The 13947-nt window shown below is 72.3% G+C and carries 13 protein-coding genes and 2 pseudogenes; 4 read left to right on the top strand and 11 right to left on the bottom strand.

Going from position 1 to position 13947, the window contains the following annotated elements; translation table 11 throughout:
• Positions 1–36: 36 nt before the first annotated feature.
• From FK529_RS17475 to FK529_RS17440, 8 genes are all read right to left on the bottom strand, one after another.
• A complete protein-coding gene (locus tag FK529_RS17475; RefSeq protein WP_146563612.1) occupies positions 37–1398 on the bottom strand; it encodes a TerD family protein in 1362 nt (453 codons plus the stop codon).
• Positions 1395–2246 (bottom strand): HAD family hydrolase, encoded by an 852-nt coding sequence (locus tag FK529_RS17470; protein ID WP_146563610.1) that lies wholly within the window; start codon positions 2244–2246, stop codon positions 1395–1397. The genes FK529_RS17475 and FK529_RS17470 overlap by 4 nt, the downstream gene beginning before the upstream one ends.
• Complete coding sequence (locus FK529_RS17465) at positions 2243–3367, bottom strand: cysteine protease StiP family protein (RefSeq protein ID WP_146563607.1); 1125 nt, start codon at positions 3365–3367, stop codon at positions 2243–2245. The genes FK529_RS17470 and FK529_RS17465 overlap by 4 nt, the downstream gene beginning before the upstream one ends.
• Entirely contained in the window at positions 3364–4569 is a 1206-nt protein-coding gene (locus FK529_RS17460) for a phosphoribosyltransferase family protein (RefSeq protein WP_146563690.1), read from the bottom strand. Before FK529_RS17460 ends, FK529_RS17465 begins: the two co-directional genes overlap by 4 nt.
• A 77-nt stretch (positions 4570–4646) precedes the next feature.
• On the bottom strand, positions 4647–5813 hold the full coding sequence (locus FK529_RS17455; RefSeq protein WP_146563605.1) for an HpcH/HpaI aldolase/citrate lyase family protein: 1167 nt from the start codon (positions 5811–5813) through the stop codon (positions 4647–4649).
• The gene (locus FK529_RS17450; protein ID WP_146563603.1) at positions 5810–7009 is read right to left on the bottom strand and encodes a hypothetical protein; all 1200 of its coding nucleotides are present in this window, start codon (positions 7007–7009) and stop codon (positions 5810–5812) included. The genes FK529_RS17455 and FK529_RS17450 overlap by 4 nt, the downstream gene beginning before the upstream one ends.
• Before the next feature lie 14 nt (positions 7010–7023).
• A complete protein-coding gene (locus tag FK529_RS17445) occupies positions 7024–8169 on the bottom strand; it encodes a DUF475 domain-containing protein (RefSeq protein ID WP_146563602.1) in 1146 nt (381 codons plus the stop codon).
• A gap of 95 nt (positions 8170–8264) precedes the next feature.
• A complete protein-coding gene (locus tag FK529_RS17440) occupies positions 8265–8840 on the bottom strand; it encodes a TerD family protein (RefSeq protein WP_146563600.1) in 576 nt (191 codons plus the stop codon).
• Between the two features lie 19 nt (positions 8841–8859).
• On the opposite strand from FK529_RS17440, the pseudogene FK529_RS21060 reads away from it, so the two are divergent.
• A pseudogene (locus FK529_RS21060) lies at positions 8860–9477 on the top strand (TerD family protein); the annotation flags it as partial.
• A 78-nt stretch (positions 9478–9555) separates the two neighbouring features.
• Positions 9556–10224, top strand: coding sequence for a TerD family protein (locus FK529_RS21055; RefSeq protein WP_438947212.1), 669 nt, complete (start codon positions 9556–9558; stop codon positions 10222–10224).
• A gap of 8 nt (positions 10225–10232) precedes the next feature.
• Here the strand turns inward: FK529_RS21055 and FK529_RS17430 are convergent, their stop codons facing one another.
• The 3 genes from FK529_RS17430 to FK529_RS17420 form a co-directional block, all read right to left on the bottom strand.
• Positions 10233–10982, bottom strand: coding sequence for a DUF1542 domain-containing protein (locus tag FK529_RS17430; protein WP_146563596.1), 750 nt, complete (start codon positions 10980–10982; stop codon positions 10233–10235).
• Positions 10983–11150: 168 nt separating this feature from the next.
• Entirely contained in the window at positions 11151–12248 is a 1098-nt protein-coding gene (locus tag FK529_RS17425; RefSeq protein WP_146563586.1) for an inositol-3-phosphate synthase, read from the bottom strand.
• An 11-nt stretch (positions 12249–12259) separates the two neighbouring features.
• Positions 12260–12808: a PadR family transcriptional regulator gene (locus FK529_RS17420; protein ID WP_146563584.1), complete on the bottom strand. Its 549-nt coding sequence runs from the start codon at positions 12806–12808 to the stop codon at positions 12260–12262.
• Positions 12809–13043: 235 nt separating this feature from the next.
• On the opposite strand from FK529_RS17420, the gene FK529_RS17415 reads away from it, so the two are divergent.
• Both FK529_RS17415 and FK529_RS17410 read left to right on the top strand, forming a co-directional pair.
• Entirely contained in the window at positions 13044–13442 is a 399-nt protein-coding gene (locus FK529_RS17415) for a DUF5318 family protein (protein ID WP_146563582.1), read from the top strand.
• Between the two features lie 74 nt (positions 13443–13516).
• Positions 13517–13947: pseudogene (locus tag FK529_RS17410) on the top strand (penicillin-binding protein); the annotation flags it as partial.

Here is a 13947-nt window from a genome sequence, read left to right as displayed (position 1 = left end):
GTGCCCGCTCAGTCGGCACCGTCCGACACGGGCCGCTCAGCCGAGGAAGGGCGCGAGCTGCGGGATCGCGTCCCGCGGCGTCTTGGCGTTGATGCACTCGCCGATCGCCTGCAGCTTCCACTCCCCGCCCTGGCGGGCGATGGTGCACATGACGATCCCGGTGTAGGGCATGCCGCCCGCCAGCGCGAACCGCGCCAGTTCGACGCCCGTGGTCGAGTCCACGAGCCGGGTGTAGGCGTTGTCGACCTGGTCGAAGCGCTGCCCCTGGTACGAGCTCACGATGAACACCAGGGAGGTGACCTGCGGTGCCACGGCCGGCAGGTTCACGTTCACCACCTCGTCGTCGCCGTCGCCCGCGCCGGTGAGGTTGTCGCCCTGGTGCCGGATCGAGCCGTCCTTCGACTGCAGCTGGCCGTAGTAGACCACGTCCACGGGCTGCTGCCCCGCGAAGAGCACGACCGAGGCGTCGAGGTCGATGTCCTTGGCCTTCGAGCCGAAGAAGCCCTGCTTACGCACCGGATCCCAACCGAGGCCCATGGCGATCTGCGTCAGCTGGACACCGCCGTCCTTGCGCAGCACCACCTTCTGGCCCTTGGTGAGGTCGACCCGCTTGTTCTTCGTGAGGCTGACCTCGCCCGTCCCGGCGGCCTGCTGCTGACCGGCGAGCTGCGCAGTGGGGGTGAAGGGCTGCTGCGCCGCCGGCGTCGGCTGCGCCGGCGGCTGCGGGGCCTGCTGCGGCGCGGGGGTGTTGAAGTAGTCGATCGGCGCGCTGCCCGCCGCGGCCGACGGTGCCGTCCCGCTCGCGAAGTAGTCGATCGGCTGCCCCGACGGTGCGGGCGGCGGATTCTGTGCGGGTGCGGGTGCGGGTGCGGGTGCGGGTGCGGGGGCGGGGGCGGCCGGGGGCGGTGCGGGGGCGTCGTCGACGCTGACGCCGTGATCGCGCACCAGGTCGGCGAAGCCGCCCGCGTAGCCCTGGCCCACGGCGCGGACCTTCCAGTCGGCGCCGCGCCGGTAGATCTCCACCGCGATCACCACCGACTCGCTGCTGAGGCCGTCGATCGGGTACTCGTACAGCGGGGCGCCGGTGCTGCCGGCGACGCGGGCCACCGGAGCACTGAACCGCCCGAAGGAGGCCGAGGCGTCGTCAAGGGTGATCGCGACGCGCACCTGGGCGATGTCGGCGGGCACGGCCGCACCGTCGATGCGCAAGGCCCCGTTCGTCAGGCTCACCCCGGGCCCGGTGGGCTGGTTGAAGAAGACGAAATCGGCGTCGGAGCGTACCTTCCCGGTGTCGGTCACGAGCAGGGCGGAGACGTCGACGGGCGCCGGCGAGTCGACGGTGACGGTGACGGGGCCGGCGGGCAGCGGCCCGTTCTGGCCCTTGGACAGTGCGGTCATCGGATCTCCTTGATCGGGTCGGGGACGGGAGCGGCGGCGGTGGCGCGGTCGGCGAGCCAGCGGACGATCTCGACGCCGGCGGCGATGCCGCTACCGGCGGTGAGCGTGAGGTGCGGCAGGGCGAAACCCAGTTCCTCGAGCTCGCCGTGCCGCGGGCGGATCGCGGCGTCGGCCGCCGCGAGCAGATCGGCGTCGAGGGCGCCGTCGCCGGCGGCGAGCCAGGGCGCGCGCGGGTCGAGGGCGCCGGTGGCCTCGAGGCGTCGCCGGACCTCCAGGGCCGCACGGGACTTGGTCACCGGCTCGGGGATCGTGTAGAGCTTGCGTCCCTGCTGCGAGATCGTCCAACCCAGCGGGGCGCAGTACGCGCGCCACTCGGCAACCACTTCGGCGGGGATCCGGACGTCGGAGACGACGTAGGCGAACAGCCCCGGCACCAGCCGCAGGCGGGCGCCCCACGCGGGGTCGAGCCGGGATTCCAGCTGCGCCGCGACCGTGTCGAGGTCCGCGGGCACAGCCCCGAGGAGGGCGCGGATGTGCGCCTGCCACTGCGGGTCCGGCGCACCGTCGACGAGGATCTCGCCCCCGTTGGAGCAGATCGCGAACCGGTGCGGGCCCCCCGGTAGCCGCACCCGCAGGTACTGGTCGGGGGTGCGGGTGGTGGTGGGCACGACCGGTGTCGCGGCGCTGAGCGCGGCCAGCGCGTCGATGGACGCGGGTGCCATGAAGGACAGGGGCGCGTCGCGGTAGATCTCCACGCACACCGGGTCGGCGGTGGCGAACGCAGGCCCGGAGGCGGCCTGCGAGTAGATGAGGGTGCGGTCGAGATCGCTGGTGACGAAGGCGTTCACGAGTCCTCCTTGATGAGTCCTATGCACGCGTAGGCCAGGCCGGGCACGATCTCCACCGGCACGTCCCGCTCGGCCGCGAGTCGTCGGATGTGCAGGTGGTCGGGATCGTCGGCGTCGCGCAGCAGCACCCGCCAGGGGACGCGGCGCAGCAGGACCCGGGTGGTCTCGCCGATGCCCGGCTTCACCAGGTTCGCGGTCGAGACGCCGTACTCCTCGCGCACCCGCTCCACCGTGGCCCAGCCCGACCAGTCCGGTGCGCGCGCGGCGGGATCGGCGGCGAGCCGGGCGGATTCGGCACGCGCCGCCGGGGCGGCACCGGCGAACGCGGCGGCGACCGTGTCGAGCAGCAGGCCCGAGACGTCGTGCGGCGCGAGCTCGGCGTAGAACTTGGCCCCGTGGAAGTCCGCCGGGCCGATGAGGTCGGCGTTGAGCACGGTCCGCGAGACCAGGCCGGACACCGTCGAATTGAGGCACGCCGAGGCGATGAGGAAGTCGTCGCGCGTGCCGAAGGTGCGCACGCAGTGGCCCGGGTCGGCGAGCACGGCGAGGTCCGGGTTCAGCCGAGTGCCGGTCGCGGCGGCGTAGTCGTCGAGGGCCTCCGCGAGCTCGCGCGTGATGGCACCCTTGCCCGTCCAACCGTCGACGAAGACGATGGACGCCGGATCATGATGGGCCACCAGGTGATCGAGTGCGACGTGATCGATGCCGCGGCCGCGCACGATGGAGACGGCGTAGTGCGGCAGGTCCAGCCCGTGGAAACGCTGCGCCCAGCGCCGCAGGAGGATCCCGATCGGTGTGCCCGCCCGGGCGAGCGAGACGAGGACGAGGTCGCGGCCGCGCTCGGCGAGCAGCAGCTCCGTCAGCGTGCCCACGGCCTCGGCCAGCCGCGGCGCGGAGGCGGCGAGCGCCGCGTCGAACAGGGCCCGGTACTCGGCGCTCGGCTGGTACTCGACGGGCAGGGACTCCGCGTAATGCGCCTCGCCCGACTGGATCCGGCGCTCCCGCTCGGCGATGTCGGCCTCCAGCGCCACCGCGGAGAGGTCCTTGAGCAGCCAGGTCACCTCGTCGGCCGGGTACGAGCCGAAGCCCGGTCCGCGCAGCGGTGGCGTCGCGGCCGTCATCGCGCCCTCGCCCCGCGACGGGCCGAGGCGAGGTCGCCCTGGTCGGACGCCGGCACGATGACGGCGAGCACGTCGTGGCCCGCGGCGGCGAGCACGTCGAGCAGCCCGCCCGGTGCGCGCAGCCGGTCGGTGTCGGCGGGGGAATCCGCGACGAAGACGATCCGGGCGTCCTCGGCCGGCCACGCGGCGTTGTAGAGGTGCCGGCGGGGCGCCTCCTCGTCGGGCTCGGGGGAGAGGAACTCGAAGCCGCGACGCAGCGGATAGCCCGGCTCGTCGCGCACCAGCGCGGGGGAACGCGTCGTGGTCTGGAAGCGCACGCGGAATCCGCTGCGTGCCAATGCCTCCGCTATGCACAGCGGCAGGTACATCAGTTCCTCGTGGCCCACGACGATCACGGGTCGGTCGTCGAGGCCGGGGGCGATCGCCGCCGCGACCGCGGCGGCAGCCGCCTCCAGCCGCGGCTGATCCGCTGCGAGCACGCCGTGCCGGCCCCCGTCGGGCACGTCCTGCGGCCAGGTCGCGCGGAGCTCGCGCACCGTGCCGGGGCGCGGGGCCCGCGGGTTCGACGGGGTCGCCGGCAGTTCCGCCACGCGGGCCGGCAGGCCGTCGGGCAGATCGACGGTGCCGTGCGCCAGGGCCACGAAGTCGACGTCGAGTCCGGCTGCCGCGGCGGCGCGCTCGCCCTCCGCGACGTGCGCCGGTGACCGCACGTCGACCAGCGACGCGACGACGTAGCGGCGGTGCGGCGCGAGGCCGTGCAGCGCGCGGATGGAGTCGAGTGCGGTGGCACCCGTGGAGATCTCGTCGTCGACGAGGACCAGGGTGTCGGCGGCGGACAGCAGGTCCGGCGAGGTGGGCTGCAGCAGGTGCGCAGTGGCGTGCGAATGCCCCTCGGTGAACTCGCCGTGCACGACTGCGCCCGGGCGGCGGGTGGACTGCAGGTAGACCGCGGCGTGCAGCCGCGCGGCGACGCAGTGCCCCAGGCCGGTCGCGGTCTCGGCGAAACCGAAGACGACGCAGGGCCCGTCCAGGCGCTCCGCCACGAGGTCCGCGAGGCGGTCGGCCGCCGCCCGCACCGCCGCCGGGTCGGCGGGAATGTGCTTGCCGAGCACCGTCGACACCAGCAGGTGCGCGCGCCGCGGATTGCGGCGCAGCCCCGGCACGATGAGCTCGAGGAGCTCGGCGTCGCCGCGCACGTGCATGCCGAGCTCCGCGCACAGCTTCCCGGGCGTCGCAGGCTCCGGCGCCTGCGCGCAGGGCCCTGTGGTCGTCGGCGTCATCACCGGCCCTCCACCAGCGCGGTCAGCACGTCGACGAAGCCCACGTCGGGCCGGGTCACTCCGAAGACGTCCGCGCGGATCAATACCTGCCGCGCCCAATTGCGATGCGGCTTCATCTCGTTCATCTTGTTCCGGTAGCTGGAGGCCTCGACGCCGCCGGCGTCGGCGCCTACGATCGCAAGGGCGTCCTCGTACTCCTCGTGCGTCACTGCCGACAGGGCGTGCACCGCCGCCACGTGTGACGGGTGGATCACGGACTTGCCGTGCAGGCCGTTCGCCCGGTCCAGCGCCGTCTCCCGCAGCAGCCCGTCGAGGTCGCGGCCGACGAGTTGCTCGCGGAACCGGGCGGCGTGGTTGCGCTCGAAGGGGGTGGCGCGCAGCAGGGGTCGGAACATGCGCTCGTGATCGGCGAAGTACTCCCACACCGGCCCGGTGACCACGTAGCCGGTGCCGTCCGACCGCGCGAGGCGGTTCACGATCGCCGAGATCGTCTCCGCCACGACGTGCACGTCGTAGATCGTGAGGTCGCGGTCGCGGCGGATACCGAACAGCGCCGACATGTCCGTCGCGCCGATCCGCACCGCCAGCACGCGATCCCGGTGCGCGCGCAGTACCTCGGCGATGCTCGCCAACTGCTCGTCGCGCGTCTCGCGGTAGACGATCTCAGCGGACTCGAGCACGGGCATCGCGTAGAGGGGATGCGACGAGGCACGATCCGCGAGGGCGTCGAGCGCCGCACCGCCGTCCGCGGCGGTGAACTTCGGCAGGACGACGCCGGTGAGGGCGCGGGCACCGTCGCCCAGCCGGTCCAGCAGCGCGACGGTGTCGGCGGTGGTGCGCGGCCGGATGAAGAGCAGCGGCAACGGATCCGCGTCGTCGGCGAGCTCGGTCAGCGCGGCGGCGACGGCGTCGACGGCGTGGTGGACGGCATCGTCGGCCACGGCGTCCTCGAGGTCGGCGACCATCGAGAGCACACCCTCGTCGCGGCGGCGGCGGATGGTCGAGGCGAGATCCGCGCGGGTGGCGGGCATGTACAGGGTGGCGCCGAGGGCGTACGCGAGGACCGGGCGCGGCGTGCTCCGGTCGAAGGGCTGCGGCGGCCGGTGGAACAGGCGTGTGCGCACCTCCTCCGGCAGCTGATGGAAGTGGTGCAGGGAGCCGCTCACGCCCGCCCCCGCATCCGGTCCACGGCGTCGGCGATCATGCGATCGACATCGGCGAGGGTCTGCAGGTACCGCCAGTAGTCGGGGTGCACCCGCTGGAGGTCGGCGATGGCCCGCTCGATCCGGGCGTGCTGCGCGTCGAGGACGGTGCCCCAGCGGTGCACCTGCTGCTTCTGCACCGCCAGCAGCTGCGCGTCGCGGAGCGCGAAGCGGGTGCGCGCGGCCACCGCGTCGGGGTCGGCCTTGGCGGAGCGGAGAGTGCGGAGCCGCTCGCCGACGGCGTTCACCGCGGCATCGGCGGTGTCCAGGTGGTCGCGGGCCAGGGCCACGCCCTCGAGGGCGAGGTCCGGCGTGCCCTCGCGGAGGCGGAGCTCCGCGGCCGACAGGGCGGCCTCCGCGGCGGCGGACTCGCGTGCGGCGACCTTGTCGTTGTCGACGAGGTCGGTGGAGCAGGCTGCGTTGAACTCGCGGAGCAGTGCCGACCGGGTGTCCGCGAGATCGGCGGCGCGGTTCCGCACGGCCTGCAGGCGGGTGCCGGCAGCGGCGAGCGAACGCCGGGCGTCGTCGCCCATCCGCGGCGCGGCCTCGACCGCGGCCGTGAGGTCCGCGGCCTTCTCCTGCACCGCCCGCGCGGCCGCGTCCCGCGCGACGAGGTCAGGGGCGGTATCCAACTGTCGCACGGCCTCGACCAGAGCATCGGTCGCCCGGACGACGGGCCGCAGCGTCAGGTAGGGCCCCGTCGCCGGTGCCGCGAGCAGGTCGGTGGCGCGCTCCGCGGCCACGCGGGCCGCCTGCTCCAGCGCCGCCGAGCTGGCGCGCGCACCGCGGGCGGTGGTGAGCGCCCGCTCGTGGTCGGCGCGGAACCGGTCCAACACCGTGACCAGATCGGTCAGCTCGCGGGACGCGGCTTCCCGATCCTGGGGCGTGGGCGGCCGCGGCCCGGACTGGCTGCCACTCGCCCACAGGTACCGCTCCGTGGCGCCGCCGAAGCGGTCCCGGATCGTGGGCCACTGCTGCACCGCGGCCGCGGCCGGGTTCTGCGCCGACAGCGTGCGCACGTCCTCGTCGAGACTGCTGAACCGGCGGTCGGCATCGAGGAATGCGCTGGTGAGGCGATCGTCGCCGCTGCCCGCAGGCGGGCCCGGCGGGGAGCCGACCGGCTCCCCGCCGAACAGTCTGCGGAACGGATTCGCTGCCATGGCCTCGGGTCCGCTCAGGACGTGATCGTCTGCGAGCTGGACGCGGTGGGGCCGTCCGCGACCGGTGCCGCGTCGTCGCCGTCACCCTCGCGCCGGTTGCGGACGATGCTCGAGAAGAGCGCCGCGAGGATCAACACCACGCCCACGAGGCCGGTGACGAGCTCGGGGACCGGCGTGTAGATCGAGAACAGCAGGATTCCCGCCAGCGCGCCGATCGCCCAGTGCGCGCCGTGCTCGAGGTACACGTACTCGGCGAGCGTGCCCTTCTCCACGAGGTACACGGTGAGCGAGCGGACGAACATCGCGCCGATGAAGCCGAGGCCCAGAGCGATGATGATCGGGTCCGCGGTGATGGCGAACGCGCCGATCACACCGTCGAAGGAGAACGACGCGTCGAGCACCTCGAGGTAGAGGAACAGGAAGAAGCCGGCCTTGCCGGTGGCCTTCGCCAGCTCCGACGGGCCCGACCGGGCGCTCTCCGCCTCTTCTTCGAGCTGCTCGACGTGGAAGAATTCGCCGAGGCCGTTGACCACGATGTAGGTGACCAGGCCGAGGAGGCCGGCGATGAACACCGTCCTCGACTCCTCGAGGGTGTGCGTCGCCCAGACGCCGGTGGCCAGCAACGCGAGCAGCGCCACGATGATCGAGAACCGGTTGAGCTGGCCGATGCGCTGCAGCGGCTTCTCGATCCAGCTCAGCCAGGTGATCTCCCGCTCGGGATCGAAGATGAAGTCGAGGAACAGCATGAGCAGGAACATGCCGCCGAAGGCCGCGATCTGCGGGTGCGCGGCTTCGATCAGCGTCTGGTAGCTGGGGCTGCCGTCCGGGAAGGTGGCGGCACCGTCGGCCGGCGGGTTGAGCGCCAGATCGAGGGCCTGCCCCGGGTTCAGGCCGGCGGTGACCCACACGATCGCCAGCGGGAACACCAGCCGCATGCCGAAGACCGCGATCAGGATGCCCACCGTGAGGAACATGCGCACCCAGAACCGGCTCATGCGCTGGAGCACGGTCGCGTTGATGACCGCGTTGTCGAAAGAGAGGCTGACCTCGAGGATGCCGAGGATCATCGTGAGGATCAGGGCCTCGGGGCCGCCGTAGAGGAACGCGGCCACGAGGGCGGCGATCGTGACGACGAAAGACAGTCCGAAGATGCGGAACACGTCGACCTTTCGATGGAGGAGGTGCGGAGCGCGAGAACCCGGCGTGCGGGGATCCGCTCGCCGGGTCTACACGCTCTGCTCGAGAGGTACGGGTCCTAGATGTTGACGCCGTAGTCGCGGGCGATTCCCGCGAGGCCCGAGGCGTAGCCCTGGCCGACGGCCCGGAACTTCCACTCCGCGCCGCTGCGGTACAGCTCGCCGAAGACCATGGCCGTCTCGGTGGAGGCGTCCTCGGACAGATCGTAGCGCGCGATCTCCTGGCCGTTGGCCTGGTTCACGACGCGGATGTAGGCGTTGCGGACCTGGCCGAAGGACTGGCCGCGGTTGTCGGCGTCGTGGATCGAGACGGGGAAGACCACGGCGTCGATCTGCGGCGGCACGCCCGCGAGGTTGACGTTGACGACCTCGTCGTCGCCGTCGCCCTCGCCCGTGAGGTTGTCGCCGGTGTGCTCGATCGAGCCGTCCGGCGAACGCAGGTTGTTGTAGAAGATGAAGTGCCGGTCGTCGAGCACGCGCTTGGCGGTGTCCAGCGCGAGCGCGCTGGCGTCCAGGTCGAAGTCGACGCCGGTGGTGCTGCGCGCGTCCCAGCCGAGGCCGACGGCGACCGCCGTGAGTCCGGGGGCCTCCTTCGTGAGCGAGACGTTTCCGCCCTTGCTGAGGCTGACTCCCATGTGATTTCCTCCCGAGAAAATGGGCAACGGCGCACCGCCGCCCGGTGACGTGGTGGCGGGTTTCACAGTACGCGACGCGGGGTGCTCGGCGCAGGGTTCAGGCGCCCGGAAACCGGCCGAACGACGTGTCACTCACGTCTCGCGGCGTCCCGCGCCGAACGCCCCGATTCTTGCGACAATCGTGGCCGTGACAACACTCGCGCGCGGTCAGAACGCGGCCCTGCCCCAGACCTCTCTCACGATCTCGATCACGGGGGTCGCCCCCGGATCCGTCGACCTGTTCGCCCTCCAAGTGACCGAGGACGGCCGCGTCCGCAGCGACGCCGACCTGGTCTTCTTCAACAGTCCCACGTCGCCCGAGGGCGCGGTGCGACTCACCGGACCGGACGCGCTCGCCGTCGAGTTGAGCGCGGTCCCCGCCGCGATCAGCACCGTCCGGATCGCCGTCGCGCTCGACGACCAGATCCCCGGCTCGCTCGCGTCGATCCCGGGGCTCAGCGCCCGCGTCGGCGGCGACGACTGCCCCGCCACGGGACTGACGTCCGAGCGCGCCGCCGTGCTCGCCGAGGTCTACCGGCGGGGTGGGGCGTGGAAGGTGCGCAACGTGAGCGCGGGGTGGGACCGCGGCCTCGTCTCCCTGCTGACCGAACACGGCGTCACCGTCGACGGTCCGCCGCCCGCCGTCGCGCCGCCCGCCGTCGCGCCGCCCGCACCCCTGCCGGCTCCGCCCGCTCACCAGCAGCCCCCCGCCGCGCCGGCGCCCACGGCGCCCACGGAGCCGCAGGTGAACCTGTCGAAGATCACGCTGACGAAGTCCGCGCCCACCGTCTCGCTGGCCAAGTCCTCCGAGCGGCCGACCGGCACGATGCGCGTGAACCTGAACTGGACGCAGGGTAAGAAAGGCTTCTTCGGCGGCGGGAACGCTGTGGACCTCGACCTGGCCTGCTTCTACGAGCTCCGCAACGGTGACCGCGGCGGCGTGCAGGCCCTGGGCAACTCCTTCGGCAGCATCGACCGGCCGCCGTTCATCCAGCTGGACGCCGACGACCGGTCGGGACAGTCGCAGGGTGGCGAGAACCTGCGCATCAACCTGGCGCACCTCGACGACTTCGTGCGGATCCTCATCTTCGCCTACATCTACGAGGGTGCGCCGAATTGGGCGTCCGCCAACGGTGTCGTCACGCTGTTCCCGCCCGGCGGGCCCGAGGTGGAGGTGCGGCTCGACGACCCGGACCGGCGCGCCATCTCCTGCGCCATCGCGCAGTTGCACGTGGTGCACGGGGAACTCACCGTGACGCGCGAGGTGCAGTACATCCACGGATCGCAGCGCGCCGTGGCCGAGGCCTACAACTGGGGCCTGAACTTCACGCCGGGGCGGAAGTAGCGCTCGGGTCAGAAGCCGAAGTCGCCCCCGCCGAAGTCCCCGCCGCCGAAGTCGCCGCCGCCGAAGTCCCCGCCGTCCGAGCCGCCATCCCAGCCCCCGTCGCCACCGGCGTCGGCGGCACCGTCGGCCCCCGGATCGGCGAGGACAGCGGGGCCGACCCCGGCCATCCCGGCGAACATCGTGCTGAACAGCAGGTAGCTGCCCACGCCCCAGGCGCCGGCGACGAGTGCGGGCTTCCACCAGGGCTCGCTGTACCAGCCGGCGGGCACCGGGCGCCCGGCCACCGTGCCGCCGGGGTAGTAGTTCGGCGTCTGGTCGGAGGGCGACGGCGAGGCCGTGAGCGGGCGACCGTCGACGTCGACGGTCCGGTTCTCGGTGACGGAGCCGGCGGTGCGCTGGCCGTCGAGCTCGGGGATGGGCGGGCCCGGATCCATGTCCATCGCGACGCGGGCGGCCCGCGTGTAGTAGAGGCCTTCGAGCGCGGTCTGCTTGGCGAGTCGCGCCTGCGCGGGCGTGTTCGCACTCCCGACCTGGGAGCCGGCCGCGGTGTACCGCTCGCCCGCGTCGGCGATGGCCTGGCGCGCCGCCTCGTTCGAGCCGACGAGGTTGTTGACCTGGCCCGCGAGCCGGTCGATGGTGGCACGAGCGTCGGCCTGAGCGTCGGCGAGCGCGGTCGACCGGCTCCGGTTCCCGCGGACCACCAGCATCACGACCAGCGCGACGACGGCGACGACGATGAGGATCAGTACGAGGTCCATGACCCGACGGTACCGAGAACGACCTCGCCGAAGCTGACGAAAACCTGAGCGATTCGGACTTTTCGCCCAGGGCGTAGTCCCCGAGCGGGCCCGGGCGCGACGAGGGGCCCGTCACCGAGCGGTGACGGGCCCCTCGTGCGGTGGCCGGACGTGCCGGCCGGGCGGGAACTAGTCCGCGCCGATGATGAACTCCTCGAGCTGCTTGCGCGCGACGTCGTCGGCGATCTGCTCGGGCGGGGACTTCATGAGGTACGCCGAAGCGGGGATCACGGGGCCGCCGATGCCGCGGTCCTTGGCGATCTTCGCGGCGCGCACCGCGTCGATGATGATGCCGGCCGAGTTGGGGGAGTCCCAGACCTCGAGCTTGTACTCCAGGTTCAGCGGCACGTCGCCGAAGGCGCGGCCCTCGAGGCGGACGTACGCCCACTTGCGGTCGTCGAGCCACTCGACGTAGTCCGACGGGCCGATATGCACGTTCTTGTCGTGCACCTTGCCCGAGAGCGGACCGTTGAGGTTCGACGTGACGGCCTGCGTCTTGGAGACCTTCTTGGACTCGAGACGATCGCGCTCGAGCATGTTCTTGAAGTCCATGTTGCCGCCGACGTTGAGCTGGTACGTACGGTCCAGCGTGACGCCGCGGTCCTCGAACAGCTTCGCCATCACGCGGTGGGTGATGGTGGCGCCGACCTGGCTCTTGATGTCGTCGCCGACGATCGGGACGCCCGCGTCGCGGAACTTCGCGGCCCACTCCGGGTCGGAGGCGATGAAGACGGGCAGCGCATTGACGAAGGCCACGCCCGCGTCGATGGCGCACTGCGCGTAGAACTTGTCGGCCTCCTCGGAGCCCACGGGCAGGTAGGAGACGAGGACGTCGACCTCGTTGTCCTTGAGCGCCTGCACGACGTCGACACCCTCGCCCGGCGCCTCCTCGATGGTCAGGCGGTAGTACTTGCCCAGGCCGTCGAGGGTGTGGCCGCGCTGCACGGTGACGCCGCTCGGCGGCACGTCGGCGAGCTTGATGGTGTTGTTCTCGGAGGCGTTGATCGCGTCGGAGAGGTCGAAGCCGACCTTCTTGCCGTCCACGTCGAACGCGGCGACGAACTCGATGTCGCGCACGTGGTACGGGCCGAACTTCACGTGCATGAGGCCCGGCACCTCTGCGTCGTCGGCCACGTCCTTGTAGTAGTGCACGCCCTGCACGAGCGACGAGGCGCAGTTGCCCACGCCGACGATCGCGACGCGCACCTTGGTGGAATTGTCAGTCACCGTTGTTCCCTTCAGTCGGTGTCGGTCTTCACGTCGGAGCGGGACTCGGCGGCGATCAGCTCATTGAGCCACCGCACCTCGCGCTCCGTCGTTTCCAGTCCCAGCTCGTGCAACTGCCGCGTGTACGTCTCGCTGGTCCCGCCGGCCGCGAGGGCCCGGCGAAGCTCCTCCCGACGCTCCTCGACCTGCCGGCGGCGACCCTCGAGGATGCGCAGCCGAGCCTGGGCGGGAGTGGCGGTGAAGAAGGCGAGATGCACGCCGAACCCGTCGTCCGTGTAGTTCTGCGGGCCGGTATCGGCGACCAGGGCGGAAAACCGCTCCCTGCCCGCCGGGGTCAGCCCGTAGACACGGCGCGCGCGGCGCTTCCGGTTGGTTGCACTGGGACCGGTGGCCTCTTCTTCGGCGATGTAACCGGCGTCCTGCGCACGGCGCAGGGCGGGGTACAGCGATCCGTAGGAGAACGCGCGGAACGGGCCCAGCAGTTCCGTCAGACGCTTGCGGATCTCGTAGCCGTGCATGGGGGAGTCGTGCAGCAGTCCCAGAACTGCGAGTTCGAGCACTGCCGCCTCCTTCCCTGGCACGGCGCCGAGCCGGGCGGCCGACGCGAGCGGATCTATCTCATCAATCGATCGGCAATTGTATCGAGCCGATATATAGGACCATACCCCAAGGGTGAACCCGCGATGAACGCCAGGCGGCGAGGGGCCGCCGCCGGGCTCGCGACCGGGGGCGGACGGCAATGGGCGGTATGCCCTTGTCGCGGCGTCGTCCTGCCCGGACACGTACATTGGATACGTGCGGACGCAGAGGCAAACGGTGGACTACGCGCTGCAGCGGCGATCGCTGCTCGCGTCGGTCAACGCCGGGCGCACGGCCGTCAAGGCGGTGTGCGACGCCGACCCGTACCTGCTGCGGGCGGCCAAGTTCCACGGCCGCCCGTCCGAGGTGCTCTGCCCGATCTGCCGGAAGGAGCAGCTGACTCTGGTGTCCTGGGTGTTCGGCGAATCCCTGGGCGACGCTTCGGGGTCGGCCCGCACGGATGCGGAGCTCAGCGAGCTGGAATCCACGCGGGTGGAGTTCTCCGTGCATGTCGTGGAAGTCTGCAGGTCGTGCAACTGGAATCATCTGGTGCAGTCCTACGTCGCGGGGCTCCCCCCGCGACCGCGGCGCAGGCGTCGCGCGGCCCCGGGCTGAGCGGCGCGGGCAGGCGAGGGCCGAGACCGGCACGGAACGTACGAGAAGATGAAGAGACGAGCGGAGAACCAGCGGTGACGAATCCGGGTGGCAAGGACGAGCGGAACGGGGCGGCCGGAGGGCCGCCGCGAGCCGGAGGCCCCGCCTCGCCGGTTCCACCGCGTCCCGCGCCGTCGGAGACCGCGCCCACCACGCAGTTCCCGGTGGTCCCGCCGAGCGGCGCGGGACCGTCGGCTCCGCCCCCGGCTCCGGGCTCCGGCCCGAATCCGACCGCTGCTCCTCGCTCCGGCCCGAACCCGACCCCGCCGGCGGCCCCCGGCCCGGCGGGCCGCGGACCGTCGGAACCGGTCGCGCCGCGCCCCGCGTACCAGCCCCTCGCGGGTCGCTCGGTCGACGATGCCGAGCTCGCTGCGGAGGCCGATCGGGGCGGCGCAGCCCGCCCGGCCGCCCCGGCCGAGCAGCCCGCCGGGATCCGCAAGACGGCCGCCCCCCCCGCCCCGGCACC

This window comes from Tsukamurella asaccharolytica, from assembly GCF_007858435.1.
In the GTDB taxonomy this organism is placed as follows: Bacteria; Actinomycetota; Actinomycetes; order Mycobacteriales; family Mycobacteriaceae; genus Tsukamurella; species Tsukamurella asaccharolytica.
This window is presented reverse-complemented; position numbering and strand designations above follow the sequence as displayed.

Bases quoted from the DNA above. Each gene is read 5' to 3' on its own strand.
- FK529_RS17475 (WP_146563612.1), bottom strand. From the start codon at position 1,398: ATGACCGCACTGTCCAAGGGCCAGAACGGGCCGCTGCCCGCCGGCCCC.
- FK529_RS17465 (WP_146563607.1), bottom strand. From the start codon at position 3,367: ATGACGGCCGCGACGCCACCGCTGCGCGGACCGGGCTTCGGCTCGTAC.
- FK529_RS17460 (WP_146563690.1), bottom strand. From the start codon at position 4,569: ATGCACGTGCGCGGCGACGCCGAGCTCCTCGAGCTCATCGTGCCGGGG.
- FK529_RS17450 (WP_146563603.1), bottom strand. From the start codon at position 7,009: ATGGCAGCGAATCCGTTCCGCAGACTGTTCGGCGGGGAGCCGGTCGGC.
- FK529_RS17440 (WP_146563600.1), bottom strand. From the start codon at position 8,840: ATGGGAGTCAGCCTCAGCAAGGGCGGAAACGTCTCGCTCACGAAGGAG.
- FK529_RS17430 (WP_146563596.1), bottom strand. From the start codon at position 10,982: ATGGACCTCGTACTGATCCTCATCGTCGTCGCCGTCGTCGCGCTGGTC.